18 protein-coding genes and 3 pseudogenes are annotated in these 26982 nt (G+C 73.2%); 10 read left to right on the top strand and 11 right to left on the bottom strand.

All coding sequences use genetic code 11. From position 1 onward, the window contains the following. Nucleotides 1–11 precede the first annotated feature (11 nt). The 5 genes and pseudogenes from AC067J_RS23155 (at nucleotide 12) to AC067J_RS23135 (ending at nucleotide 12933) form a co-directional block, all read left to right on the top strand. Entirely contained in the window at nucleotides 12–3251 is a 3240-nt protein-coding gene (locus tag AC067J_RS23155; RefSeq protein WP_478302043.1) for a fibronectin type III domain-containing protein, read from the top strand. Between the two features lie 196 nt (nucleotides 3252–3447). Beyond that, nucleotides 3448–4719, top strand: a pseudogene (locus AC067J_RS23150) (methyltransferase family protein); the annotation flags it as partial. A gap of 149 nt (nucleotides 4720–4868) precedes the next feature. Then, complete coding sequence (locus AC067J_RS23145; RefSeq protein ID WP_478302041.1) at nucleotides 4869–5567, top strand: methyltransferase; 699 nt, start codon at nucleotides 4869–4871, stop codon at nucleotides 5565–5567. Next, nucleotides 5564–11248, top strand: coding sequence for a type I polyketide synthase (locus AC067J_RS23140; protein WP_478302039.1), 5685 nt, complete (start codon nucleotides 5564–5566; stop codon nucleotides 11246–11248). The genes AC067J_RS23145 and AC067J_RS23140 overlap by 4 nt, the downstream gene beginning before the upstream one ends. After that, a complete protein-coding gene (locus tag AC067J_RS23135) occupies nucleotides 11245–12933 on the top strand; it encodes an acyl-CoA dehydrogenase family protein (RefSeq protein WP_478302037.1) in 1689 nt (562 codons plus the stop codon). The genes AC067J_RS23140 and AC067J_RS23135 overlap by 4 nt, the downstream gene beginning before the upstream one ends. Before the next feature lie 191 nt (nucleotides 12934–13124). Here AC067J_RS23135 and AC067J_RS23130 read toward each other — a convergent pair whose 3' ends face one another. Together AC067J_RS23130 and AC067J_RS23125 are read right to left on the bottom strand one after the other, a co-directional pair. After that, nucleotides 13125–14093 carry an alpha/beta hydrolase gene (locus AC067J_RS23130; RefSeq protein ID WP_478302035.1) on the bottom strand — a complete coding sequence of 323 codons (969 nt, stop codon included), beginning with the start codon at nucleotides 14091–14093 and terminating at the stop codon, nucleotides 13125–13127. 106 nt (nucleotides 14094–14199) lie between these two features. Next, on the bottom strand, nucleotides 14200–14517 hold the full coding sequence (locus tag AC067J_RS23125; protein ID WP_478302033.1) for a putative quinol monooxygenase: 318 nt from the start codon (nucleotides 14515–14517) through the stop codon (nucleotides 14200–14202). A 144-nt stretch (nucleotides 14518–14661) separates the two neighbouring features. Here AC067J_RS23125 and AC067J_RS23120 point away from each other — a divergent pair, with 144 nt between their 5' ends. Continuing rightward, complete coding sequence (locus tag AC067J_RS23120) at nucleotides 14662–15555, top strand: AraC family transcriptional regulator (protein ID WP_478302031.1); 894 nt, start codon at nucleotides 14662–14664, stop codon at nucleotides 15553–15555. A 155-nt stretch (nucleotides 15556–15710) separates the two neighbouring features. Continuing rightward, a complete protein-coding gene (locus AC067J_RS23115) occupies nucleotides 15711–16460 on the top strand; it encodes an SDR family oxidoreductase (protein WP_478302029.1) in 750 nt (249 codons plus the stop codon). Nucleotides 16461–16804: 344 nt separating this feature from the next. Here the strand turns inward: AC067J_RS23115 and AC067J_RS23110 are convergent, their stop codons facing one another. From AC067J_RS23110 to AC067J_RS23080, 7 genes are all read right to left on the bottom strand, one after another. Further along, nucleotides 16805–17704 carry a ribosome-inactivating family protein gene (locus AC067J_RS23110; RefSeq protein WP_478302191.1) on the bottom strand — a complete coding sequence of 300 codons (900 nt, stop codon included), beginning with the start codon at nucleotides 17702–17704 and terminating at the stop codon, nucleotides 16805–16807. 110 nt (nucleotides 17705–17814) lie between these two features. Next, entirely contained in the window at nucleotides 17815–18039 is a 225-nt protein-coding gene (locus tag AC067J_RS23105; protein ID WP_478302027.1) for a hypothetical protein, read from the bottom strand. A gap of 20 nt (nucleotides 18040–18059) precedes the next feature. After that, on the bottom strand, nucleotides 18060–18851 hold the full coding sequence (locus AC067J_RS23100) for an MBL fold metallo-hydrolase (protein ID WP_478302025.1): 792 nt from the start codon (nucleotides 18849–18851) through the stop codon (nucleotides 18060–18062). A 48-nt stretch (nucleotides 18852–18899) separates the two neighbouring features. Continuing rightward, the gene (locus tag AC067J_RS23095; protein WP_478302024.1) at nucleotides 18900–19709 is read right to left on the bottom strand and encodes an alpha/beta hydrolase; all 810 of its coding nucleotides are present in this window, start codon (nucleotides 19707–19709) and stop codon (nucleotides 18900–18902) included. Beyond that, the gene (locus tag AC067J_RS23090) at nucleotides 19706–20539 is read right to left on the bottom strand and encodes an alpha/beta fold hydrolase (protein WP_478302022.1); all 834 of its coding nucleotides are present in this window, start codon (nucleotides 20537–20539) and stop codon (nucleotides 19706–19708) included. Before AC067J_RS23090 ends, AC067J_RS23095 begins: the two co-directional genes overlap by 4 nt. 52 nt (nucleotides 20540–20591) lie before the next feature. Then, complete coding sequence (locus AC067J_RS23085) at nucleotides 20592–21416, bottom strand: alpha/beta fold hydrolase (RefSeq protein ID WP_478302020.1); 825 nt, start codon at nucleotides 21414–21416, stop codon at nucleotides 20592–20594. A 93-nt stretch (nucleotides 21417–21509) separates the two neighbouring features. Next, nucleotides 21510–24254 (bottom strand): ATP-binding protein, encoded by a 2745-nt coding sequence (locus AC067J_RS23080; RefSeq protein ID WP_478302018.1) that lies wholly within the window; start codon nucleotides 24252–24254, stop codon nucleotides 21510–21512. A gap of 293 nt (nucleotides 24255–24547) precedes the next feature. Between AC067J_RS23080 and AC067J_RS23075 the strand changes: the two genes are divergently transcribed. Together AC067J_RS23075 and AC067J_RS23070 are read left to right on the top strand one after the other, a co-directional pair. Next, a complete protein-coding gene (locus AC067J_RS23075; RefSeq protein WP_478302016.1) occupies nucleotides 24548–25582 on the top strand; it encodes a helix-turn-helix domain-containing protein in 1035 nt (344 codons plus the stop codon). A gap of 486 nt (nucleotides 25583–26068) precedes the next feature. Beyond that, a pseudogene (locus AC067J_RS23070) lies at nucleotides 26069–26181 on the top strand (IS5/IS1182 family transposase); the annotation flags it as partial. Nucleotides 26182–26219: 38 nt separating this feature from the next. Here the strand turns inward: AC067J_RS23070 and AC067J_RS23065 are convergent. Then, nucleotides 26220–26333, bottom strand: a pseudogene (locus AC067J_RS23065) (transposase); the annotation flags it as partial. Between the two features lie 102 nt (nucleotides 26334–26435). After that, entirely contained in the window at nucleotides 26436–26816 is a 381-nt protein-coding gene (locus tag AC067J_RS23060) for an AraC family transcriptional regulator (RefSeq protein ID WP_478302014.1), read from the bottom strand. Here AC067J_RS23060 and AC067J_RS23055 point away from each other — a divergent pair. Continuing rightward, a complete protein-coding gene (locus tag AC067J_RS23055; RefSeq protein ID WP_478302013.1) occupies nucleotides 26808–26972 on the top strand; it encodes a hypothetical protein in 165 nt (54 codons plus the stop codon). The two genes, AC067J_RS23060 and AC067J_RS23055, sit on opposite strands and share 9 nt — an antisense overlap. Nucleotides 26973–26982: the final 10 nt, after the last annotated feature.

Genomic DNA, 26982 nt, shown 5'->3' with positions numbered 1-26982 from the left:
GCAGTCGCTCGGTGCTGGTCGTCGCGATCGTGCTGGCGCTGGGCGCCGGACCGGTGGGCGCGTCGGCGGCTCCGTCGCCGCAACGGCCCGGCGCGGCGGGCGGGACGGCCGGCCGGGCGGCGCAGGGGGTGCAGGCGCCCTTGATCGACTCCGTGCAGCCGTACGCCAGTGGCACGGTGAGGGTGACCGTCACTCCCGGGGACACCGCCCAGGAGGCCGTGGCCGCCGTCGAGGTGTCCGCCTACGCGCTGGACGGCGACGGCAACGCGACCGGCGCACCGGTGGCCACCGGCAGGGTGCAGAACCCGGACCGGGCCAACCCGCCGGTGGTCGAGGTCAGCGGTCTGACGAACGACGTCAGCTACGCGTTCAAGGCCGTCGAGACCACCGCCGGCGGTGTTCTCTCCCCCGCCTCCCCCGCCTTCATCGGCGGCCCGGATACCCCTCGGGCACCGCTGGCCCCCACCCTGGCCGCCATGCTGGGGCGGGACAGCGGGCTGCTCGTCGCCTGGAACCCCGCCCACCCCAACGGCTCGCCGGTGACCTCCTACACCCTCACCGCGACCCCGAACGGCCCGGGCGCCGCCGTGACCGCGACCGTGGCGGGCGACGTGCTGAGCACCACCGTCACCGGGCTGGTCAACGGCAAGTACTACTCGGTCGCCATCACCGCGACCAACGCCGCCGGGACCGGGGCAGCCGGTCTCTCGGACAGTCAGACCGTCGGCGCCGAGCCCAACGGCACCGTCAGCGCCAAGCCCGCCTACGCCTCCAGCGCCCCGCAGGACGTGTCCGCCGGACCGCCGCCGGCCGGCGCGGACGGCAGCCAGCCCGATCCGGCCTCGCTGAAGGTGAGCTGGGACGCGCCGCTGGACGACGGCGGCAGCGCGATCGCGAGCTACACCGTCAACGCGACCGCGCCCGGCCGGCCGGCTGTCGCCGTGACCGTGCCGGCCACGGCGACGCAGGCGACGCTGACCTCGCTGGCGCCGGGTGTCGACTACGCGGTCACCGTCACCGGCACCCAGCAGAACGGGAACGCCGGCGCCACCAGCAGCGCGGTCAAGGCCGCGTCCGCCCCGGCCCTGCGGGACGGCACGGTGTTCCTGTCCGCCGCCTCGGTCTCGGCCGTCACCAAGGTCACCGGCTCCACCGTGGTGTTCACCGACCCGCCCGCGCAGGTGACCGGCCTGAAGGTCAAGGACATCATCGTCGTCGGGGAGAGCGCCAACCCGCTGATCCACAGCGGCCTGCTGCGCGTCGTGGACAGGATCAGCACCGACGGCGGCACGGTGACCCTCACCACCAGCCAGGCCGCGCTGCAACAGGCCTTCCGCTCGCTGGACTTCACCGCCAACGGCAGCGGGCTGACCTCCGGGGGCGCCGAGGGCCTGCGGATCCAGATGCACAACCCCGCCTTCCAGGCTTCGGTGGCGCCCCAGGCCTCGTCCAAGTCCGCGTCCCAGTCGGCGATCCCGCTGGTGAACAAGACCTTCACCCTCGACCTGGCCGAGAAGCTCAACAACGATCCCAAGATGAAGGAGCGGCTGGGCGACAACACCTCGGTCACCGCGAAGCTGACCGCGGCGCTGAGCCTGACCACCAACTGGGAGGCCAGCGCCGACTTCAAGGACGACCCCAACGCCGCCTGGTACGACCCCATCGGCAAGACCTTCACCTACGACTTCTCCGCGACGGCCACCGCGAAGGTCTCGATCGAGGGCGAGCTGGGCATCGCCTACAAGCACGAGACGCAGCGCGAGCCGCTGCTGACCCTCGCGCCGGCGAGCTGCCTGATCGTGTACGCGATCGCGTTCTGCCCCTCGCTGACGGTGTACACCCAGACCTCGATCGACGGGTCGATCAAGTTCTCGTTCTCGGCCTCCTACGAGCGGACCATGGGCGGCAAGGTCAGCCGTGACGCCACCGGGAAGACCCACAAGACGGACCTGACCAAGGACCCCGTCACCAAGTTCGACTACTCGCTGAACGCGGCGGCCAAGGTCTCCTTCGCGTTCCCCGTGTCGCTCAAGATCCTCATCTACGGGGTGGCCGGCCCGGAGCTGGACATCGCGCCCTCCATCGAGATCAACGCCGACACCTCCGCCAACCCATGGCTGACGGTGACGGCGCCGTTGAAGGTGTCGGTGTTCTTCCTCCTCAACTTCAAACTGACCACGTTCTCGTTCGGCGGGGTCGTCTACAACACGACCTTCGACCTGTTCAAGGCCGCCGGGCCGTTCCCGGGGCCGTCGCTGTCCAGCGGGCAGGCGCTCGCCGCGGGTGCGCGGAGCGCGCCTGCGGGCACGGACGCCGTTGCCGCGGCGACGGCCGCGCGGCAGTACTCCGTGACCTGGCCGGCGGGATGCGACCCCGCCCAGGCGGTCACCTGGTCCATGGCGCCCGGGTCGCTGGGCACCGTCGACCAGAGCGGCCTCTACCACCCGCCGCACCCGCGCCCCAGCGGGAACTACGTCGACCTGGTCACCGCCACCACCGCCGGTTCGGCCGGCTGCCCGGCCGCCACCGTCCGGGCGGCGGTCCACCACGGGGCGAGCATCCCGGGCGCCCCCAAGCACCCCGCGATCAGCCCGGACGGCTCGACCGTCAGCTGGACCGCCCCCGGGGACGGCGGCAGCGCCATCCAGGAGTACGTGGTCACCGTGGTGAACGACCCCGGCGACCCGGCCGGCGCCGAGACGGTGCTGGGAACCGTACCCGGCACGGCGACGTCATTGGCCGTCCCCGCCGACCGCATCCCGCAGATCGAGGCGGACGGCGCCCGGGTGCAGGTCACCGCGGTGAACAGCCGCGGGCAGGGATCCGCCTCCGCCCTGTCACCGGCCGCGCCGGCCACCAACCCCCTGCCCGTCCTGAAGCCCTCGTCGGGAACCGCGGGCGGCGGCACGCTCAACGTGACGCCCGACGTCGTGAACCTGGGCACGAGCGACGCCACCGACGTCCGGTACCAGCTCAGCTACCCCGACACCTTCTCCAACCCGACCGCCCCGGCCGCGTGCACCGTCGACACGGCTCAGCGGCTGCTCACCTGCGACACGGGTGCCATCCCCGCCGGCAGCCACAAGGTCACGCCGCTGATCTCGTTCACCCTCGGCCAACTGACCCCGGGCACCGGCTACCCGCTGACCCTGACCCGCCTGTCCGCCAGCCCCTACCCGAGCGATCCCCACAACGGCACGGCGACCCTCGTCTGCACCGCCGACACCTCGGGCCAGGTCGCCTGCGTCTGACAGTCCCGAGCAGCCGGGTCCCCGGCGCCGGACCGGACCTCCCCCAGGACGGTCCGGTCCGCCGTCGGCCCCGGCTGCTTCTGTCCGTCTGCGGGCACCACGGCCGCGGCCGCTCGCAGGGGTGTCGGGCCGACCGGCGGGCTCCGGCGAAAGGGGCGACCGACACCATCCGTTGACCTGCAACAAGCGGTGAGTCATGCTGCACCGGTTCCCCCCTTGCTCGAAGGTCACTTCCCTCGCCGCTGGTCAGAGCGCTGCCCTTGGCGACTTCGATGCGCTCCTGCATCCGGGAGAGACAACCGGAAGGCTCGTGGGGCTGCCGCCTCAAGGGCGGTGGTGCCCTGTGGCCCACCGCGGGCGTCGCCCGCATTCGCACGTGCGTCCTCAGCGAAGGTTGATCACCTCGCCACGGGGTACCCCTTGCCCGGCCGAGATCGACTGCGCGTTCACGGCCCGCCTCGGGAAGCCCGTGCGGATCTCTTCTGATCTCGATGTGTTCGGGAACCGCGGTCGGGGAAGTTCCTGGCGGGGCTGCGTCACGCGGAGCAGGAGCGGTGCTGCTTGCCGAGAAGGGGAGACAACGATGACGGATCGTCCGGGGTCGGAGCCCGCGACCAGGCCGGTGAATCTCGCACCGCTCGACGAGGCGCTCGCGCTGATCCGCGAGGCCGGGATCAAGGAGGCGCTGGGCGCAGTGGCCCCCGCCCTCGCTCCCGGGGAGCGCGTCGATGTCGCCCGGCACTGCGAACTCGCCCATGCGGCCGTACTGCTGAGTGCTCCGTCGGAACCGGTGCTGCGCGCGGCAGTGCGCTCGCGTGGGCTGGAGGTGGGCTCCTCCCGTCCGAGTACGGTGGTGCGGCGGCGCCTGGCCGACCGCTACGGACTGGCTCCGCAGGAGCTGGAGGTCAGCATACTGAGCGCCCCGGTGCCGGGGCCCGGTGGCCGGGCGCGGGAGGTCGAGATCTTCGCCCTGGTCGCGCCGGACGGGTCGCCCGCCCGGCGGGTGGCCGAGCGGGAGGCGGTCGAGCGCGGCGAGGAGCATCTGGCGCTGCGGGTGGTCCGGCCGGACCGCGTTGTCCTGAACGGTCTACGAGTGCTGCTGACCGGCGCGGGAGGGATGCGGCCGGACGGGGGTGGCTACAACGCACACGAGGACGGCACGGTGCTCTACTTCCGGGCCGGATCCGGAGGCGGACCGGCGCTGCGCCGCCGCCTGGAGCTGTATGCACGCGGCGCGCACCCGCAGGTGCTGGCGGCCCACCTGGAGGAGCCCGCCGTCGAACCGGAGCGTCGGCTCCTGGAGCTGATGACGGGCGCCTGGACCACCCAGTCGATCGCCGTGGCCGCCCGGCTCGGTCTGGCCGACCTGTTGCCCGCGCCTGCCGAACCGCCATCGTCGGTCGGGGAGTTGGCGGACCGGGCGGGTGCCGATCCGGACGGGCTCGGACGACTGCTGCGCCACCTGTCGGCCCTCGGGATCACCGCCCGCGACGATGGCGGCTATCGCCTGGGGCCGTTGGGCGCGTCGCTGCGCAGCGACGTCCCGCACAGCCTGCGGCCGCTGGCGCTGCTGTACGGCGCCCGTTCTACGACTCCTTCGCCGACCTGGATTACGCCGTGCGGACGGGCCGCGAGGCCTTCGCGCACCATTTCGGGCGCGGGCACTTCGAGCACTTCTCCGCCGATCCCGAGCTGTCCGTCCTGTTCGACCGGGCGATGGCGGCCAGCGCCGCGATGTTCGCACCGGTGGCCGAGGCGGTGGCGGCCTCGCGGGCCCGGGTGGTGGTGGACGTGGCGGGCGGCGACGGTGAGCTGCTGCGCGGTGTGCTGACCCGTGCCCCGGCGACGCGGGGGGTGCTGCTGGAACGGGAGGCGGTCGCCCGGGCCGCCCGCGCCCGGATGGCTGCCGCCGGCCTCGCCGACCGCTGCGAGGTGGTGTCCGGCGACTTCACCCGGACCGTGCCGGGCGGTGGGGACGTGTACGTGCTCTCGCGGGTCCTGCACGACTGGGACGACGATTTCTGCGCCGACCTGCTGGAGCGTTGCGCGCGGGCCATGCCCGCACACGCCGAACTCCTCGTGGTGGAAAGGCTCCTGCCGGAGGACGAGCGGCCTTCGCTCGCCGTTCCCTGGGACCTGCACATGCTGTGCAACGTCGGGGGCCGCGAGCGGACCCTCGGCCACTACGAGCAACTGCTGGCCACGGCGGGCCTGCGGGTGACGGAGGTCCGTCCCCTGCCGCTGGACGGCTACCTGCTGCGGGCCCGTCGGCCCGAACCGGTCGGTGCCCCGGCCGAACGTGAGGTGCGGGCATGAGCGTCACCACGGCCGACTACCTGGTCACCCCCGGGCCGGACGCGGCCTACCGGCACACCCTGCCCGGGCTGCTGGACCGCCGGGCCGCCGCCCTCGGTGCGGCGGTCGCCGCCATTGACGGGCGGCGCAGCCACAGCTGGGCCGACTGGCGGGCCGAGGCCGGCGCCCTGGCAGCCGGCCTCCAGGACCTCGGCATCGGCCCCGGCGACGTCGTGGCCGTCCAACTGCCCAACTGCTGGGAGTACCTGGTCACCCACGCGGCCGTCGCCGAACTCGGTGCCGTCCTGCTACCGCTGCACCTCGCGCTCGGTGCGCGGGAGTCGGCCGCCCTGCTCGACCGGGCGCGGGCCGCACTCCTCGTGGCTCCGACCGGCCAGGAGAGCGCCGGGGTCCGCCGGCTCGCCGTTGGACCGGGCGCCGGTTCCGCGCCGCACTTCGCGCAGCTGGTGGAACGGTTCAGCGGGCGCGGTCCCGAGCCGGTGGAGGTCACCCCGGACCTTCCGCTCGTCCTCATGCCGTCCTCCGGCACCACCTCGCGGCGGCCCAAGATCTGCCTGCACAGCCACGCCGGACTGCTTTCCAACGCCGAGGCGGTCGCCCGGGACGGTCAGGCGCAGGCCGCCGACGTGCTGGTCAGCGCCAGCGCGTTCACGCACCTGTTCGGCCTGCTCTCCGTCCACCTGGCCCTGGTCACCGGCGCCCGGCAGGTGCTGCTGGAGCGTTGGGACGCGGACGCGTTCGCCGCACTGGCGCGGGAGAGCGGGGCGAGCGTGCTGTTCGCCGTGCCCGCGCAACTGCGTGACCTGGTCCGGCAGGTCGAGCCCGGCGACCTGACCCTGCGGGAGGTGCGCACCGGCGGCGCAGCCGTGCCCGGCGAACTGGTCGCGCAGGTGGGCGAGGTGCTGAGCGCGCGGACGGTCGTCCAGTGGGGGATGTCCGAACTGGGCGCCGGCGCCTTCACCAGGCCGGACGATCCGCCCGAGGCGGTGGCCGCCATCGGCCGTCCCGTCTCCGGGTCGCACGCCAGGGTCGTCGCCGAGGACGGCACACCGTGCCCCGACGACGTGACCGGCGAACTCCAGTTCCGCGGACCGCATCTGTTCCGCGGCTACCTGGACGATCCACAGGCGACTGCGGCGGCGTTCACCCCGGACGGCTGGCTCCGCACCGGGGACCGCGCCCTGCGCCGGGCCGACGGCAGCCTCGTCCACCGAGGCCGGAACGCCGAACTCGTCAATGTCGGCGGCCTGAAGTTCACCGCCTCCGAGGTCGAGACCGAACTCGCCGCCCTGCCGCAACCACGGACGCTGGCCGTCGCCGCGCGCACGGACGCCCGGCTCGGCGAGTACCCGGTGCTGCTGGTGGCCCTCCGGGACGGGACGGCACTGGACCTGGCCCAGGTGCACGACCTGCTGGCCGAGCGCGGCGTGGCCCGCTACAAGTGGCCCCTGGACCTGTTCACAGTCGACGCGATCCCGCTGACCCCGACCGGAAAGGTGGCCCGCGCGAGGCTCGCTGACCTGCTGGCCGACCTGGCGGCCCCCGGGTCGGCCGCCCCACGCGGCCCGGCGTCGTTCGAGGCCGTGCTGGCGCTGATCGAGGCGGAGCTGGCCGGCCTCACCGGCGCCCCGCCCACTCCCGGGGCTCGGTTCCGTGAGCTGGGGCTTGACTCGGCCGGGGCCGTACGCCTGGCTGTCCGCCTGTCCGGACGGCTCGGGCGGCCGGTGGCGAGCACCGCGGCCTACGACCACCCCTCGCCGCGTGAACTGGCCCGCTTCCTCACGGCCCCACCCTCGCCCGCCCCGGCAGCCGGCCGGCTCCGGGAGCACGATGACGATCCCGTGGTGATCACCGGCATCGGCTGCCGCTTCCCCGGCGCGGTGGACTCCCCGGAGACACTGTGGCGGCTGCTCACCGAGGGCCGCGACACGGTGACCGGCCTTCCCCGTGACCGGGGCTGGGACGTCGACCGGCTGTACCATCCCGAGCCGGGGCGCCCCGGGCGCACGTACGCCCGCGGCGGGAGCTTCCTGTCCGACGCCGCCGGCTTCGACGCGGCCTTCTTCGGCATCTCGCCCCGGGAGGCCCTGCGGATGGATCCGCAGCAGCGCCTGCTGCTGGAGACCGGCTGGGAGGCGCTGGAGCGCTCGGGCATCGACCCCACCACCCTGCGAGGCACTGCCGGAGGCGTCTACCTCGGGGTGATGCCCGGTGACTACGCGCCGCGCGTGGGCGAGGCCCCCGAACTGTACGACGGGCAACTGCTCATCGGGACCGCGCCGAGCGTCGCCTCCGGCCGGCTGGCCTACCAGCTCGGCCTGACCGGGCCCGCCCTGACCCTCGACACCGCCTGCTCGTCCTCCCTGGTGGCGATCCACCTGGCCGTACGGGCCCTGCGCGAGGGCGAGGTCGACCTGGCCCTGGCGGGTGGTGCCACCGTGATGGGCACGCCCGCCGCGTTCGTGGACTTCGCGCGGCAGCGGGCGCTGGCCCCCGACGGCCGCTGCAAGCCGTTCACCGCGCAGGCGGACGGCACGGGCTGGGGCGAGGGCGCCGCGGTGATCGTCCTGGAGCGGCTGTCCGACGCCCGCGCCAAGGGCCACCCGGTGCTCGCCGTGGTGGCGGGCAGCGCCGTCAACCAGGACGGGGCCGGCAACGGCCTGACCGCACCCAGCGGTCCCGCCCAGGAACGGGTGATCCGCCAGGCCCTCGCGGACGCCGACCTGACACCCGAACAGATCGACGCCATCGAGGCACACGGCAGCGGAACCCCGCTGGGCGACCGGATCGAAGCCGGGGCGCTGACCGCCGTCTTCACGCGCGCCGATCGCCCGGTGTGGCTCGGCTCGGTCAAGTCCCACCTCGGCCACACCCAGGCCGCGGCCGGCGTGGCCGGGGTGGTCACGACGGTACTGGCGCTGCGGCACGGCACGCTGCCTGCCACCCGCCACGTCACCGGGCCGGACCTGCCCCCAGGCCTCGCGGACGGCGCGCTCAAACTGCTGCACCGGGCGCGGCCCTGGCCCGCGACCGACCGGCCGCGTCGCGCCGGCGTCTCGGCGTTCGGCATCAGCGGCACCAACGCCCACGTGATCCTCGCCGAACCGCCGCCGGAGCCGCCCGCACCGGCGCGGCCACGGCCGGAGCTCCGTGCGGACACCCCGGTGCCCTGGCTGCTCTCCGCGCACGACCCCCAGGCGCTTCGCGAGGTGGCCGGGCGGCTGGCGGCGACCGTACGGGCGGCGCCGCAGCAGGTACCGGCAGCGGTCGGGCGGGCCCTGCTCGGGACCCGCCCGGCGCTGCGGCAGCGGGCGGTCGTCGTCGGTACCCGCCAGGAGACGCTGCTGACCGGGCTGGACGCCGTGGCGGCGGGCGCGTGGTCGCCGGACACCGTCCTCGGACGGGCCGACGGGCCGGGCCGCACGGTGTTCGTCTTCCCCGGGCAGGGATCCCAGTGGCCGGGTACGGCCGGCGACCTGGCCGAGGCCTTCCCGGCGTTCGCCCGATCGCTGGCCGCCTGCGAGAGCGCGCTCAGCCCGCACGTCGACTGGTCCCTGACGGCACTGCTGCGCGACGAGGCCGACTCGCCCCCGCTGGAACGCGCCGATGTCGCCCAACCCGCGCTGTTCGCGGTCATGGTGTCCCTGGCGGCGCTGTGGCGGTCGTTCGGTGTCCAGCCGGACGCCGTGGCCGGCCACAGCCAGGGCGAGATCGCTGCCGCGCACGTGTGCGGAGCCCTCTCCCTGGAGGACGCGGCCCGCCTGGTCGCCGTCCGCGCCCGCGAGGTCCGGCGGCTGGCGCCCGGCGCGATGGCGGCCGTTGCGCTGCCGGAGGACGGGCTGGCCGCCGAGTTGGCCGGGCGCCCCGCGATCACGGTGGCGGCCCGTAACTCGCCTCGCTCCGCAGTCGTCGCCGGGGAGACCGCGGCCGTCGAACGGCTGGTCGCCGATCTCACCGCCCAGGGCGTACCGGCCCGACTGCTGCCCGTCGGCTACGCCTCGCACTCCGCCCATGTGGCACCGCTCGCCGCCGGGTTGACCACCGCACTGGCCGGGGTCCGCGCCGCCCCCGCCACCGTGCCGTTCTACTCGACCGTCGAACCCGGCCACCTGGACACCGTCCGCCTGGACCCCGGGTACTGGTACCGCAACCTGCGCGAACCGGTGCGCTTCGCCGACACCGTCCGCACCCTCCTGGACGGCGGCCACCGGCGCTTCATCGAGATCAGCCCTCACCCCGTGCTCACCCAGGCCGTGGCGGAGACCGCCGACGCGGCCGACCTGCCCGCCACCGTCATCCCCACCCTGGTCCGCGGGGAGCCCGGCCCGCACCGCTTCCTGCTCTCGGCGGCCGAGGTCCACACGGCCGGCGGTCCGGTCGACTGGCGGCCCGTTCTGCATGACGTGCCGCCGGAGCGGGTGGAGCTGCCTACCTACCCGTTCCAGCGCCGGCACTTCTGGCTCACCAGCGCCCGCCCGGCCGAGCCAGGTGCGCCCGTCGAAGATGACGAGCCCCGTACCGGCGGCCCCGACCTGCTGACCCGTGTGGTGGCGCACACCACGGCCGTCCTCGGCCAGCCCTCGGACGCCGAAGTGCCGACCGACGCGACCTTCAGCGAGCTCGGCGCCGGCTCCCTGGCGGCCTTGGAGCTGCGGACCCGCCTTGCCCGGGAGCTCGGCCTCGCCCTGCGGGCAACAGTCGTCCTCGACCACCCGACCCCGCGACGGCTCGCCGACCACCTGTCACAACAGTTCCGACAGCAGCCCGCCACCCCTGGTGTCGCCAGGCCCCCGGAGCGGTCCGTTCTCGACGACGGCCCCGAACTCCCGGACGGCCTGGACGCGCTGTACCGCGAAGCCTGCCGCACGGGCAACGGCGCGGCAGCGCGCGACCTCCTCCAGGCCGCCGCGGCGCTCCGCCGGACCTTCGCCCGCGAGGCTGCGGGCGCGCAGGCGCCCCGGACGATCCCGCTGCCCGGCGGGGCCTCACACCCCGCCGCGGGCCTTCCCGTCCTGCTCTGCGTCCCCTCCGTGCTCCCCACCGGCGGCCCCCACGAGTACACCGAACTCGCCCGGCACTACCGCGGCCGAACCACCGTCCTGCCGCTGCCCGGCTTCGCCGCAACCGAGGCCCTGCCCGCCGACCTGACGGCACTCACCACCAGCCACGTCGAAAGCCTGCGCCGGCATGCACCGCGGTCGCCGGTACTGCTCTGCGGACATTCCTCCGGCGGTCTGCTGGCCCACGCCCTGGCCCAGCAACTGGAACGGCTGGGCCACCCGGCGCACGGCCTGGTCCTGCTCGACACCCCGTGGCCCGACGCCGCCTTCCACGCCACCACCCTCCCCGCCGTCCTCGCCCGCCTGGCCCGACGCCCCAGCCCGCTGGCCACCGAGCCGATCGGCACCCGCCGACTCAGCGCCGCCGGCGGCTACCTCCGCCTGCTGGAGCACCTCGTTCCCGGCCCCCTGCGCACCCCGACGCTGCTGGTTCGGGCAGCCGAACCACTGTCCAGCGTCGGTCCGTTGGCCCGCTGGGACCTGCCGCACACCACCGCGGACGTCCCGGGCGACCACCTCACCGTCATGACCGAGCACGCGCCCGCCCTGGCCCGGGTCATCGAATCCTGGATCGCCGACCGGTGCGGCGGACCACCCCACCCCGAGGAGCCACACCCGTGACCGGACGCCCCCACCACCAGGTGACCGAGGCGCTGCTGCGCGTGCGCGACGCGGACCGGACGGCCTCGCCCTACCCCGCGCTGCGCCGGCTCACCGCCGAGCTCGGCGCCGGCCAGCCCATGATCACCGACCAGCCGCGGCTGCGGAACCTGATCGAACTCACCGCCGCCGCCGACCCCCGGCTCTTCCACGTCATGTTCCTCCACCACTGCATGACGCTGGGCCCCGCACTCGACTACGGTGCCCACCCGGCCGACCTCGACGCGCTCGCCACCGGCAGCTTCGTCGGCGCCGCCCTGATGACCGAACTCGGACGGGGGAACAGCAGTGCCGCCATCCGCACCGAAGCGGTCCTCGACCGCGCCGGCGGCGAGTTCGTCCTGCACTCACCGGAGCCCGGCGCGGCCAAGTACCCGCCCAACGTGGGTGAACCCGGCGTGCCACGGCTCGCCGTCGTGAGCGCCCGGCTGCGGGTCGACGGCACTGACCGTGGTGTCTTCCTCTTCCTGGTCGAGCTCCGCGACGCGCACGCCACCGCGCCGGGTGTCACCATCCGCCGGCATCCCCCGACCGCCCTGCTGCCGCTGGACTACGCCACCGTCCGCTTCGACCGGGTCCGGATCCCCGGCCACCGCTGGCTCGCCGACGGCGCCACCCTCACCCCCGACGGCGGCTTCCACGACCCGGCCGGCGGTGCCGAGGAGCGCACCCGGCGCAGCCTGGGCATGAGCCGCTTCGCGTGGGGCGCCGTCACCGTCGGCCTGGCCGCCACCGCCCGTGCCGCCGTCTCCATCGCACTGCCGCACGCGCTGCGCCGCATCACCGCCGACCGTAACGGCGGCGAGCGAACCGCCCTGGACCACAGGGATCAGCAGCGCCTGCTGTTCGGTGCGGCGGCCGACGCCTACACCGCCACCGTCCTCGCCCGCCAGGTGACCGCCGCCTGCTGGGACATCCCCGCAGGCGGCGGCCGCGGCCGCGGACCATCTCCTGAGGTGATGCGCACCCTGGCGCTCACCAAGGCGGCCGTCGACCTGCTCGCCGACCGGGCGGTGGCACGGTGCCGCTCGGCGACCGGAGCACTCGGTTTCTTCTCCGAGAACCGACTCGTCGACTACCAGGCACTCACCGCGGCCTTCCACTCCGCCGGCGGGGACAACCGGCTGATCATGCTGGACGCCGCCCGCTCCCTCGCGGCACAACCCACGCCACCCGCGGGCCTCGCGCACCCCCGGGACGAGGACGGCCTCGGCACCCTCTTCCGCACGCACGAGCGCACGTTGCACGAAGATCTGACGGAACGACTCGCCAGAGCCGCCGCCGACGGAGCCGACCCGGCCGACGCCTGGGACGACCAGTCAGCCCTGGCGACAGCCCTGGCCCGCGCCCACGTCACCCGCACCGCCGCCGAGACCGCGCTGCCCCGGCAGGCCGACGACCCCGTGGCAGCCGACCTCCTGCGCGCCGCACGCCTGGACCGGGTGGCTTCGGACCCCGCCGGATACCTCATCTCCGGACTGGCGACTGCGGATCAGGTCACCAGCTGGTCCCTGGCCCTGGACGGAATCCACGACAGGCTTCGCCCGCTGGCCGCGCACGTGGTGGACCTGATGGCCGTCCCGCCCGCACTCCTCGACAGCCCCCTCACTCGCCCGGACTACATCGCGGCACTCAGCGGGGAGTGAGCCGGCACCCCACCGCCGGGGCACCCATTCGGCGGTCGTCCCGTCCCGGGCGGCAGTCCCCTCCCCGCGCTCGACGGCACCACACCTGGTGGCCGTGGCAGGCTCCGGCGCGGGCCGTGCCCCTCCCGAGACGGCAGACGCCGAGGTCTTGGCCAAGGCTGAAGCGTACGACCGAAACTCGGCGACTTCACCTATGCGGCGGGGTTCGTGGGCAGGAGTCGGGCGAGCCAGTCGGTGCGGGTTCGGCGGGCTGTGGCCGAGATGTGTGCCTGCGGGTACAGGGCGTCGAATCCGTGGAAGCCGCCTGCCCAGACGTGGAGTTCGGCCTGGCCTCCGGCCGCCCAGATGCGGGTGGCGTAGTCGGTGTCCTCGTCTCGGAAGACCTCGGCGGAGCCGGTATCGATGTAGGTGGCCGGCAGGCCCGCGAGGTCGTCGGCCAAGGCGGGTGAGACGTATGCGGGAACCTCGTCGTCGGTGAGGTCGCCGAGGAGGCAGCGCCATCCGAATCCGTTCATCTCGCGGGTCCAGACGCCGGGCCCGTTCGAGTACTGGAGGCTGGAGGTCGTGGTGTTGCGGTGGTCGAGCATGGGGCCGATCAGGACTTGGGCGGCGATCGTCGGGGTGCCGAGGTCGCGGGCCAGGAGGGTGACGCCAGCGGCGAGGCCGCCGCCCGCGCTCGCGCCTGCGACGATGATCCGGGCGGGGTCGATGCCCAGTTCTTCGGAGTGTTCGGCGATCCAGAGCAGTCCCTGGTAGCAGTCGTCGACCGGGATGATGCCGGTGGCCTCGGGAGCGAGCCGGTAGTCGACGGAGACCACGACGGCGCCGAACGCGTCGAGCCACTCCAGCGGGATGTCGATCTGTGAGAAGCGGTCGCCCATGACCATCCCGCCGCCGTGCATCCAGTAGACGCAGGGTGCGGCGGTGGCGCGATCGGTGTTCGCGGGGCTGAAGACGGACAAGGGGATCGTGGTGCCGTCCGGACTCGCAGCTGTGACCTCGCGCCGGTCGATCGCGCGACCTTCGAGGAGTGGTTCGACGGGCATCGAGGAGAAGGGGCGTACCTGCGCCAGCACTTCCGGACTGAGCTGGGACATCAGGGGCGTGTCGGCCAAGAGCTCCTGCAGTTCGGGGTCGAGGGCGGGTCGTGCCGTGGTCATGGTCGTCGCCTTTCGTGGGTGGTGACGGGACGGTTGGGCGAGGAGGGGGTCGCCAAGGCGGGCACCGCGGCGACATGGGGGGGTTGGGGTGTGGGTGTGCGGCGGGTCAGAAGGCGGCCTTGCCGCGGACCGGCACGTAGTCGGTGTACTCGGACTCCTTGGCCAGCAGTCCGCCGATCTGCGCCACGATGGCCTGGGCGGCCTCACCGGCGAAGATCCGGTGGTAGTCCTCCTCGCTGGTCCAGCCCTCGGTGACGTGAACGACGTCGGGGGCGGACGCGGAACGGGAGACGAGGTAGACCACGCAGTACTCGCTCGCGCCGGGGCTGCCCTCGCGCAGGCCGGTCAGCAGCAGGTCGACGAGCCGGTCGCCCATTCCGGGCCTGGCGGTCAGCGTGGCGTTGAAGCCGTACCTGGCAATCATGGAGGCCTTCTTCTGCGTTGACGGAGTGCGGTGATTCCATTCAATCGCCGTGACCTGCGTGAACGTTAGAACGATGCTCGCTGGTACTTGCACGATCCTCGCGAGCACAGGAACCGCAGCACAGAACAGTGCTGCAATGGACGCATGCACCTCGAAGAGCTCCGCACCCTGCTGGCCCGGCATGCCCGGCCCGACTGGACCACCGCCATCGACGGCGTCCTCATCTCCAAGGTCGACCGGCCGGATCCGCCGGCACCCTCGATGTCCGGCATGGTGCTCGCAGTCATCGCCCAGGGCGCCAAACGCCTCGCGCTGGGCGACCGGGTCTACGCGTACGGTGCCGGGCAGTATCTGGTCGCATCCGTCGACCTGCCCGTCACCGGACAGTTCACCCAGGCCGCCCCCGAGCAGCCGGCCCTCGGCTTCGGCCTCACACTGGAACCGTCCGCCGTCGCCGAACTGCTACTGCAAGCCGGTCCCGGCGACACCCCCCGCCCCGCCGCAGGCACTCCGTCGGGGATCGCCGTCAGCGACGCCCCACCCGCGTTGCTCGACGCGGTGGTTCGGCTGCTACGCCTGCTCGACGAGCCCAGCGACCGCGCCGTACTGGCCCCACTGGTCAAACGCGAGATCCTGTGGCGCCTGATCACCGGCGAGCAGGGCGCGACGGTGCGCCAGCTCGGCCTCGCCGACAGCGGCCTCAGCCACGTCGCCCGGGCCGTGCGCTGGATCCGCGAGCACTACGCCGAGCCCTTCCGGGTCGAGGACGTGGCACGGTTGTCCGGGATGAGCGTCTCAGCGTTCTACCGCAACTTCCAGGCGGTGACCGCGATGAGCCCCATCCAGTTCCAGAAACAGATCCGGCTCCAGGAGGCCCGGCTGCTGCTCGCCACCCACCCGGGCGACGTCACCGGAGTCGGCCACCGCGTCGGCTACGACAACCCGTCGCAGTTCAGCCGCGAGTACCGCCGCCAGTTCGGCGCACCCCCGAGCCGGGACGCGGCCCGCCTGCGAAGCACGGCCGGCGCCCTTCCATGAGAGGCCGGACCATGAGGGAGGATCGTGCAAGACGAAGCGACGATAGTTCTACTGTTCCGGCAGTTCAGAGCGATTCAATGGGATCACCCGTTCTTCCGCGGGGCAGGAAAATGCCTGTCAGTCCGCGGATCCCACTACATCGCAAGGATCACCCCATGAAGACCGTTCTGATCACTGGTGCCTCATCCGGCTACGGACGGGAGACCGCCCTGTACTTCCACTCGCAGGGGTGGAACGTCATCGCCACGATGCGGACGCCGCGTGCGGGCGTCCTGCCCGAGTCGGACCGGCTCCGCGTCGTCGAGCTCGACGTGACCGAGCCCCGGAGCATCACCGCCGCGTTCGAGGCGGCCGGGCCCATCGACGTCCTGGTCAACAACGCGGGCGTCCCGTTGATCAGCGTGTTCGAGGGCACCCCCATGGCCCGAGTGCGGGAAGTCTTCGAAACCAACACGTTCGGCGTGATGGCGACGACGCAGGCGGTGCTGCCCCAGTTCCGCGAGCGCGGCTCCGGCGTGGTGGTCAACGTGACTTCCAGCGTGGTGCTGGGCCACATGCCGCTCACGGCCGTCTACAAGGCAAGCAAGACGGCCATCGAGGGGTTCACCGCATCCCTCGCGCTCGAACTCGCGCCCTTCGGCGTGCAGGCCAAGACGGTCCAGCCGGGCGCCTGCCTGACGACGAACTTCGCGGCCAACGCCGCGAAGGGCGCCTCGCCGGACGAGCTGGTCCCGGCGCCCTACGGACCATGGGCGGAGAAGGCCATGGCCGACTTCACGGGCCAGGACCTGTTCACCAAGGAGAGCGACGTCGCCGAGACAGTGTGGCGAGCCGTGCACGACACGACCGGCCAGCTGCGATTCCCCGCCGGCCCCGACGCGGTCTCGCTCTCCCAGGCGAAGTGATCAGGCAGCAGGCAGGATTACGCCGCACTGACATCAGGAACCGGCCACCCCGAGCGGCTTCGCACAAGCACGACCAGGCTCGGCGAGCTCGCCGGCGACTGCACCGCGCCGCCTTCGGCGGCCCGGTGCAGTCGCTCGCGCCGTGACCCGGCTGTGCACCGTTCGCCGGCCGCAGCCGGCCCCGACCCGCGGTGTCGCGTGAGCCCCTGCTTGCCCGATGAGCGCTCCTGACCGAGAGGGCCCGGTTGTGACCAGCACCGACATCAACGCGAGGGCGGACTCACTCCAGGTGGCTCACGAGCCCTCCCGGGTCCGACGTGTGCCCGGACCCCGGCCGGCCGCTGTCAGCCGTTGCGCTTGTGGCCGTTGAGCTCGATGTACCCGAGGTTGGCGATCAGCGCCGCGACGGTGGGGTAGTACCGGCTGTATCCGGGTCCGCCGATGGTGAAGCCGGCTCCCGACGGGTCACGCAACCGGGCGTAGACCCAGGCCGAGAGCTGGCCCCAGCTGGTCTCCAGGTCGGCGCCGAAGGCCCCGATCGGGGTGGACGTCTGGCTCCTGATGTTCTGCCGCACCGTGTCGAAGACGTAGCCGAAGCGCGCGGCTTCGGCGGTTGCTCCGATGATGTCCACGAGGGTGGACCCGACGGTGGTGGTGCCGGCCGCTGATCCGAGCAGTTCCTGCGTCCTGCGCAGGGCCAGCAGTCCGTTCTGGAGGTTCTGCGGGGTCATCTGCCGGGTCGCGCGGTTGCCGCCGCCCGGAAGGTTGGCGTAGCTGCCGTTCCAGGGCAGCAGGTGGGCCTGAACGCCCAACACCTGGTTGAACGCGCCCGGGTAGCCGTCGGGGAAGACGTAGTGCCGGTTGCCGGTGCCGTCGGGCTGGCCGGGCTGGTAGATCCCGGCGAGGTAGAGGGTGTTGGCCCAGTAGTACAGCGAGACGACGTGTTGTCCGCCGTAGCTCACCCGGATCTGGATCAGCTGGTTGTAGGTCGTCGTGGACTCGTCCAGGATCTGGTAGAAGTCGTGACCGCTGATCCGGTGGACCTGGTCGATCAGGTTCCAGTACCGGTCGTGGTGGCCCTGGCCGCCGTGTTCGAGACCGCTGATGTCCCAGTCGACGACCGTGAGCGGCCTGTCGGGGTCGGCGTGTGCGGTCGGTGCGGTGGTGCCGATGACGGTGAGCGACAGGACGAGCGCCGCGAGGAGGCCGGCCAGACGCCGGGCGGCTCGCTGCCAATTGCTCATGGTGAACACACAGGTCTCCTTCTCCTTGCACTGGTGGGACTCACCGGGGAAGTGCGGTGGGCCGGGTACCGGGCCGGGACGTGCGCCGCCCGGCCCGACGTGGTGCGGGGTCAGGCCGGGGTGTGCGCGGCCCGTTCGATGCTCGCCGCGAACAGCGGGGTCTCGTGGCGGTTGTGCGCTTCACCTGCGGGCCGGCTGAGCTTCACCGCTTCGTCTAACGTCACGCCGTGCTCGGCGAGTGCGGCGAGGTAGCCGGTCGTCCGGTGGACGGTGACGGAGTTGGTGAACGCGCAGCGGTCGGCGTCGGAGCGGCGGACGCCGAGGTCCCGGATCACCTGGGCGTCGTAGCCGCGGCTCAGGCGCTGATCGGTGTCGGGACTCCGGGGGGCAGGAGCCGGAACCGGTCGCGGAGGTCCGCGGGTGCCGCGGCGAGCTGCTTCTCGATGGCCTCGCGGTCCTCCTGGAAGTGCTGCCAGCCCTCGTAGTGGACGGGGATGACGGTGTGCGGGCGCAGTCGCCGGCACAGCTCCAGCCCCTGGGCGGTGGTCATGGTGTAGCGGACGGGCCCGGTGACGGGGAAGCGCACGCCTCCCAGGTGGAGCACGGCGGTGCCCACGCGCAGGCTGTCGGTCACCTCCCGCAGGCCCCGGTACAGGACGGTGTCACCGCTGATCCACAGGGCGCCGTGACGCTGGCCCTCCCAGATGACGGCGAAGCCGGTGACCTGCCCGGTGAACGGCCGGGACAGCGGTGGGCCGTGCCGGGCGGGAGTGGCGGTGATCTGGACGGCGGGCCGTCCCGGTGCCCGGAGCACGGTGCTCTGCCAGGGGCGCAGCCCGTGGGCGGGAGGGCCCAGGCGGCGGGCGGCGGCCGGGGTGGTCAGGACGGTCGTCGCGGCTCGCAGGACCGTGAGCCCGGCCCGGTCGAGGTTGTCCGCGTGGTGGTCGTGGCTGAGCAGGACCGCGTCGATCGGGGGCAGTTCCTCGGCGGTGAGCGCGGGCCCGGTCCGCTTGGTGGAGGAGGTGCCCCAGCCGAAGGCGTAGTGCCGGCCCGGCGGGTCGAAGGTCGGGTCGGTCAGCAGCCGCCATCCGCCGATCCGGATCAGTGTGGTCGGGCCGCCGAGGTGGGTGATGTGCAGGGCACTCATGTGGCCGCTTCCGTGCGGGGGCCGGATGCGCGGCCCCCGCGGTGAGGGTCAGGCGTGGGCGAGGGCCCAGTCCAGGGCGCGGTCGGCGATCTCCTGCCAGCCGTCCTGGGCGGGCATCAGGTGGGAGCGGCCGGGGAAGACCTCGACCTCCGTGACGGTGCCGGGGGCCTTGTAGTGCCGTGCGTTGGACTGCTGCACCTTGGGCGGCATCAGGTGGTCGTGCTCGCCGGAGCAGAACAGAAGCGGGGCGCGACGCGGATTGTGGTAGTCGACGTGGGTGTCGCCGTGGCCGGGGTGGAGGTTGGCCAGGGCGCTTCCCCAGACGATGCTGCCGGGAGCCGGGACGTGGTACCGCTCGTAGGCGGCGCGGGCCCGGTCCTCGGGGAAGGTGTTGGTGAAGGCGTAGCGCCACTGGTCGAAGTCGAGGCCGACGGCCCGGTGGCGGTTGGCGGGGTTCTTCAGGACCGGGAACGTGGACCGGATCTGGGACAGCGGCAGCACCGCGACGCCTTCGGTGGGGGCGGAGTTGATCGCCACCCCGGCCGCGCCGTGGCCGCGGTCGAGCAGGATCTGGGTGAAGGCGCCGCCGGCCGAGTGCCCCATGATGACCGGCGGGCGGTCGAGGCCGGCGATGGCCTTCTCCAGGGCGGAGATGATGGCGGGTACGGTGAGCGCCTCGATCGGGGCGGGGTCGGCGTTCAGCGCTTCGACCTCCGGCTCGAAGCCGGGGTAGGCGGGGGCGATGACGCGCAGGCCCCGGTCCTGGTAGTGGGTGATCCAGTGCTCCCATGCCCGCGGGGTCACCCAGAAGCCGTGGACCAGCAGGACGGTGTCCGGCCGTGCCGGCGCGCCGGTCACCGGGTGGCCCTGTCGGCGGCGGTGATCTGGCGGACGACGGCGTCGGGGCGCGACATCATCACCACGTGGGAGGCGCCCTTGATCTCGACGGTGCTGCTGTGGGCGCGTTCGGCCATGAAGCGCTGGGCCGCGGCCGGGATGACGTTGTCGTTGGCGGGGATGACGTACCAGGACGGCAGGCTCTTCCAGGCCGGTGCGCCGCTCGCACCGGCCAGCCCGCCGACACTGCCGGGGCGTTGGGCGGCGGCCATCAGCCGGGTCTGGGAGGCGGGCAGGTCGGCTGCGAACACCTCGTGGAACTTGGCGGGGTCGATGTAGCCGTCCTGTCCGGTGGAGCCGTCGGGCAGCGGGTAGGCCCGGGGGACCAGGGCGGTGCCGAGCTTGCTGCCGGGGAACCGCTGCGCCAGCTGGAGGGCGCTCTCGCCCTGGTCGGGGGCGAAGGCGGCGACGTAGACGAGGGCCTTGACATTGGCGTGGCCGCGGGCGGCGTTGGTGATGACCTCGCCGCCGTAGGAGTGGCCGGCCAGGATGACCGGGCCCTCGATGGTGTCCAGGATGCTGGAGACGTAGGCGGAGTCCCCCGCCAGGTCGCGCAGCGGGTTGGCCGGGGCGATGACCGGATAGCCGGCCCGCTGCAGCCGCTCGATGGTGGGGTACCAGCCGGAGGCGTCGGCGAAGACGCCGTGCACCAGGACCACGGTCGGCTTCGGGCCGGTGCCGTGGGAGGGCGCGGCGGAGACCGGTGCGCCGGCCGTACCGACGGTGAGGGCGCCGGCGAGCAGGGCCGCGCCGAGCACGAGACGGCGGGGAAGGTCGCGGACGGAGTTCATGAAGGCTCCTGGAGGTGGGACTGCCGGGGACGTGAGGGGGAGGTGGTACCCGTCAGGAGTCGAGGAATTCCAGCAGATCGGTGCTGAGCTGGTCCTTGTGCGTGTCGGTGATTCCGTGCGGGGCGCCGGGGTAGACCTTGAGGGTCGCGCCCTTGATCCGGGCGGCCGAGGCGCGGCCCCCGACCTCGAACGGCACGACCTGGTCGTCGTCGCCGTGGATGACCAGGGCGGGGACGTCGACGGCATCCAGGTCCGCGCGGAAGTCCGTGGCGGAGAACGCGGCCACGCACTCGTAGGCGCCGCGGTGGCCGGCCTGCACGCCCTGCCGCCAGAACGCGTCCCGAATGCCCTGCGAGACATCGGCACCCGGGCGGTTGTGGCCGAAGAACGGACCGTCGGCCAGGGTCCGGTAGAGCTGGGCCCGGTCGGCGATCGAGCCGGCCCGCAGCGCGTCGAACACCTCCGCCGGGACGCCGCCCGGGTTGTCGTCGGTCCTCAGCATGAACGGCGGCACGGCGGAGACCAGGACGACCTGGGCCAGCCGGGCGGTGCCGTGGCGGCCGACGTAGCGGGCGACCTCGCCGCCGCCGGTGGAGAAGCCGACCAGGGTGACGTCACGGAGGTCGAGCGTCTCGATCAGCGTGGCGAGGTCGTCGGCGTAGGTGTTCATCTCGTTGCCGTTCCACGTCTGGTCGGAACGGCCGTGCCCACGCCGGTCGTGGGCGATGGCACGGTAGCCGTGGGTGGCCAGGTACAGCTGCTGGGCCTCCCAGCTGTCGGAGTTCAGCGGCCACCCGTGGCTCAGCACCACGGGACGGCCCGTCCCCCAGTCCTTGTAGTAGAGCTGCGCTCCGTCGGACGCGGTGACGAACGGCATGGCTGCCTCCTGCTCGGTGCGGACTGCGCGGTCGTTCGAGCATGCGTCGCAGTCCTGGCCGGCCGCACCACGTGAACCTCGTAGTGCCGACCGCTACCGATCCCTCATCGCCTGGGCGAGCTGCCGGCGCGAGGTCACGTTCAGCTTCCGGAAAACCTTGCGGAGGTGGTAGTCGACGGTGTTCGAGCTGATGAACAGCTGAGCGGCGATCTCGGCGTTGGTCGCCCCGGACGCTGCGAGCCGGGTGATGATCAGCTCCTGCGCGGTCAGGTCACTGCGGGGGCCGGCGGCCCGGCGGCGGACCTGCTCACCGGTGGCGGCCAGTTCCTGAACGGTCCGGACGGCGTATCCGGCCGCGCCCATCCCCTCGAACAGTGACAGCGCTTCCCGCAACGGCTCCCGGGCGTCCCTGCGGCGCTTGCACCGACGGAGCCACTCCCCGTACTGCAGGTGGGCGATCGCCAGATCGGAGCCGGCCCGGGTGCGGGAGAGTACGTCGATCGCCGAGCGGTGGAGCGCCTCCGCCCCGTCGACGGGGGCGAGCAGGGCCCGGGAGCGGTCCAGCAGCCCCAGGGCCCACGGCGTTCCCGCGGCGGTGGCCCGCTGTTCGAGGGTCCGTAAGCTCGCCGTGGCCAGTTCGAGGTCGCCGCAGCGCGACGCCGCCTCCACCAGCTGGGGCAGGAACCGGGAGCCCAGGTGGATCGCGTCCCGGTCGACGACGGTCCGGAGCACGGCGTACGCCGTCCGGTGGTCGCCCCGCCCGGCCGCCAGGACGGCCTCCGCCGCCCGCGCGAGGGTGTCGACGGCACCCGCGCCCATCGACGCGGACGCCGCCAGGCAGCCTTGCAGCACATCCCCGAGATCCTCGCCGCGCCAGGCCAGCAGTTCGGGGTAGCGGTAGATCGCCCTGACGTCCTCGGTGGCACCTATCGCGGCCCGGATCTGGTTGCCCTCCGCCCGCAAGTCGTCGGCGGCCGCCAGCCGGCCGAGGTTGGTCTCGCAGAGGGTGGCGCAGTACAGGGCGGTGTCCAGCTGCCACAGGGCACCCGTGCGACGGGCGGCCTCGACGGCCCGGTCCAGGACGGCGCGCCGCATCGGCTCGTCCCACAGCACCGTGCTCAACGAGACGCACGGCAGGTAGCTGCCGAGGACCGCCTCGTCGGGGGTCAGCGGGTCCAGCAGGAGGGCGCACGCCCGGCGGATCAGCGGAACGGCCTGCCGGTAGCCGTCCGCGACGAGGCCCGCGAACGCCTGCAGGACCGTCGTGGTCACCGTGTCGCCACCTCGCGTGTCGAGGAGGCGGGTGACCGTCCGGGCGATCTCGCCCATCGTCGTGCCCCGGATGCAGTGCTCCGCCCCGATAGCCCGCTCGACCGCCCGCATCAACGCCCCGGGAACGAGTTCCGGGGCGTGCCCGCTGAAGTCGGTGGCGGCGTCCAGGCACATCGCGGGAGCCTGGGCGAACGAGCCGGTTTCCCCCATGGCCAGCATCACGTGGGCCCGCACCAGCCGGGCCCTGCCCCGGGTGACGTCGTCGAGCGGGTCCTCGTCGAGAGCGCCGAGCAGGGTCCCCGCCTGGACGGGAGCTCCCGAGGTCAGCGCGGCCTCGGACGCCGCGAGCAGGCGCTCGGTGCGGCGTCCCTGCTCGGGCGTCAGCTCGGCGGCCCGGGTCAGGAACGCGGCCCGGGCCGCGTGGCCGCCACGCGCGCCCGCCCGGTCGGCCGCGTGCTCGACCAGGGCGGCCACCGCGTCGTCCGGTGCGTCGGCGGCGGACGCCAGGTGCCACACTCGGCGGTCGAGGTCCGCCGGCCGCGAGCTCGCCTCGGCCAGCGCCCGGTGGACCCGCCGCCGCTGGGCACTGCCGGCCCCGCTGTAGACGGCCGACCGCACCAGTGGGTGACGGAAGCGCGCCGTCGCGCCCATCACCACCAGCCGCGCGGTCTCCGCCGGGCCGCAGGCGTCGGGGCCCAGGCCGAGCGCGGCGGCGGCGTCCCGGATATAGGCGAGGTCACCATCGGGTTCGGAGGCCGCGACCAGGAGCCACGTCTGCGTCGCCTGCGGCAGCGCCCGCACCCGCCGCAGGTAGTGCTCCTCCAGCCGGCTCCCCACCGGCAGCGGCTCGGGAAGCACGGCCCCGCCGGCCAACTGCTCGGCGGACAGCTCCACGCCGAGGTCGGTGAGCGCCAACGGGTTCCCGCCGGTCGAGGCGACGATCCGTGCGGCCACCCGGGAGTCCAACGGCCCCGGCACCACCGACCCCAGCAGCTCCAGCGCCTCCGCTTCCCGCAGACCGGCCACCTCGACGACCGGCAGACCCGCGGGTACGTCGAATCCCGTCCGGGCGGCGAACAACAGGCCGATGCCCTCCGCGTACACCCGGCGGGCCACGAACGCCAGCACCTCGACGGACTCCCGGTCCAACCACTGGAGGTCGTCCACACAGCACAGCACGGGCCGCTCCTTGGCCGCCTCGGCCAGGAACGTGAGCGTCGCCAGCCCGACCAGGAACCGGTCCGCAGGGGGGCCGTCGGACAGTCCGCACGCCACCCGCAGAGCCCGGTGCTGCGCGTCGGGCAGGCCGTGCGGACCCTTGAGGTCACCCAGCAGGCGCACCAGCAGCCGGTGCAGCCCGGCGAACGCGAAGCCCGCCTCCGCCTCCACACCCGACACCCGCAACACCCGCAGGTCCGCACCCTCGGACACGGCGTGGTCGATGAGCACCGACTTGCCGATCCCGGCGTCACCGCGCAGGACCACCACTCCGCTCATGCCGTCGCGCAACAGCCCCACCAGGCGGGCGAGTTCCGCACGCTCCTCGGAGCGGCCCCTGAGACCCATCACCAGAATTCCCTCCGCCGCGCCCGCGGCATGGACCGAGGTCCACGGCGCACCGCGCACGGGCGGCCGGCCGGCGGACCGAGCGAGCAGAAGCATGGCAGCGGACCGGCCGCGCGCATTCTCCGTGGCGGCCACGGTGTTGTCCCTGCGTGCCGGTGGTGCGGCCGGGTCCGCGAGCGCCCTTCGTCAGCCGGGCGCCGCGTGACGGTACCGCCACCCGGGCTGTCCTGCTGACGAGTGGTCACCGGGCGGTGGATGATGGCGCGGGAAGAAGGCTCTACGGGGGAGGCAGTGTGCTGGTCCTGGACACGAGCGAGCTGCCACGCGGTGACCGGATCGCCGCGTACCGGGCGGCGTTCGTGGAGGAAGGCGGTGTCGACATCGCCGACGACGAGGAACCCGAGGACCGGGTCTGGCGGCGCATCGAGGTCTGGGACATCGGCGGCCTCGCCCTCTTCGACAACCAGGGCACGGGAATCAGCCTCGGCCGCTCCCTGCGGCAGGCGCGCCGGGACGCACTCGAAGCCGTCGCAGTGGTCCTCCACGTCTGCGGTGACGGCCGGTTCTCCGTCGACGACCACCAACGGCGGCTCGCTCCGGACAGCCTGTCACTCCTCCACCTGCCCGACGGGTACTCCTACTCGTGGTCCGGTACCGGGGGCACCCTTGCTTTCATGCTCGACGCCGAAGGACTGACCGTCCCGACGGACACCGTCCGCGCGGCGGTCCCCCTTCTCCAGCACAGCCCCGTCGGCCTGCTCCTGGCGAACCACCTGCGGGGTCTGCGCGCGGTCGCCGACCAGCTCACCGTCGGCCCCGGAACCGAAGCCCTGGTCAACGCCACCACCGAACTCACCCGTGCCTGGATCGCCTCCGTCGCCGGGAACGACCGCGTCCGCCGGCAGACCGCGCAGGAAACCCTCCTCACCCGCGTGCTGGCCTACGTCCGCCTCCACCTGCGTGAGCCCGACCTCACCGCGCAGCGGGTCGCCACGGCCCACAACATCTCGCTCCGCACTCTGTACCGGCTCTGCGGGGAGCAGGGGTTCAGCCTCGAACAGTGGATCATCGATCTCCGTCTGGAGGCCGCCCGCAACGAGCTGGCCTCACCGGCCTGCCGCCACCGGACCATCGACTCTGTCGCCCGCTCCTGGGGCTTCGCCAGCGCGGCGCACTTCTCCCGCCGCTTCACCCACGCCTTCGGCATGACGCCGAGCCGATGGCGTCGCATGTCGCCGGGCGGGCAGCCGAATCGCCCTCTCCGCACTTTCGCCCCCACGGGAAGAGGCCCGAGTCCGCACCGACCGACCGCACCCGGTGCCGAGTGACTACAGGCCCGTGCCCCTTATAGGGATCGTTGAACCTGACTCTGACCGGGATCCGTGAAGCCAGGTCATCGGCGTGAATGCAGGATCGTCTCCCTGCGGGATGACCTTCGCGTGGCTCTCCAGTCGATCGAGAATGTGATGTTCCCCGGAGTCGACGTTGAACTGGAGCGGGTAGCCGCCGACCCGGACCTGCTGTTGGTCGAGGTCGCCGCGTGCGGCCCAGCCGTTCGCTGCCCCGACTGCGGGATCCGGGCCGGCGAGTCCACTCCAGGTACTGGCGCACGGTGGCCGAACGTCCCCTGACTGGGCGGAAGTTTCTGATGCGGCTGCGAGTGCGCCGGTACTTCCGCGACCGCGTCCGCTGCGCGCGGCGGACATTCGTCGAGCAGGTGCGGGGGTTTAGCGAGCGTCACCTGCGCGCCGGCCCCGGGCTGAAGGACTGGCTGCAGCACCGCGCCGGCGAGCTGAACTGGTCGCGGGGCGGTGATCGACGGCTCCCACCGCCAGGCCCGTCGCGGCGACCCAAAACGGGACCGAGCCCGGTCGACCGCGCCCGACCGGGCTCGAAGCACCACGTGATCACGGACGGCCGGGGCCTGCGGCGGGGGCGTCCGCGCAGGCCCCGTATCGACGGGATGGTGTCGAGCAAGGGCACGAGCTGGGTGACGTCGTGGCGGTTGCCGCCGGTGAGCGTGACGGCGAGCGGGGTTCCATGCCGGTCGACGATCAGGTGGTGCAGCAGCGGGGCCACCCGCTCCCACAGGCCGTCAGGAACAAGACCAGCACGCACCGGAGACCTTGTCTACCAAGATCGGAAAGCACCGGGCACGCAGCCGAAGCCGCTCCGAAACGGTCATCGGTCGGTGGGGCGGGTTCGGTGGCGGCGCCACTCGCTCGGGGTGGTGCCGTAGGCGGCGCGGAAGCGCCGGGTGAAGTGGCTGGGGCTGGTGAAGCGGCACCGGGCCGCGACGGCAGAGACCGGCAGTGCGGCGTGGCGAGGTGAGGCGAGCCTGGTGAGGCCGGGTCTGCTGGCGGGCCCGGCCTGGTGGTCCGGTGGGCGCGCAGGATGGCGTCCAACGCCAGGTCCGCAGTGGGGTGGATCTTGGGGCGGGAGAGTGTCGACGAGCAGGCTGGCGCCGCCCGGCCGGTAGAGGAGGGCGATCCAGCCGGCCTGGCCCCATGGCCCGTCGGGCAGGGGCGCGGTCCATCCAACCGGGGTGCTGTCGTGGCGCATACGCTGCACCGCCGGCCGGCCCGCTTCCTGGAGGAGAGCGCCGCCGGCGATCCGGCTGCGGCGTTCGCGGAGCTGGCCCGGGTGCTGCCCGTCTACGGCCCCGCGCCTATATGGCCGCGCAGGACATCCGGGACAAGGCCCGCTGGCCGCACCTGAACGAGTGGGG

Source organism: Kitasatospora sp. NPDC042419 (assembly GCF_056437345.1).
The sequence above is the reverse complement of the archived record's forward strand: the minus strand, read 5'-3'. Positions and strand labels throughout refer to the sequence as shown.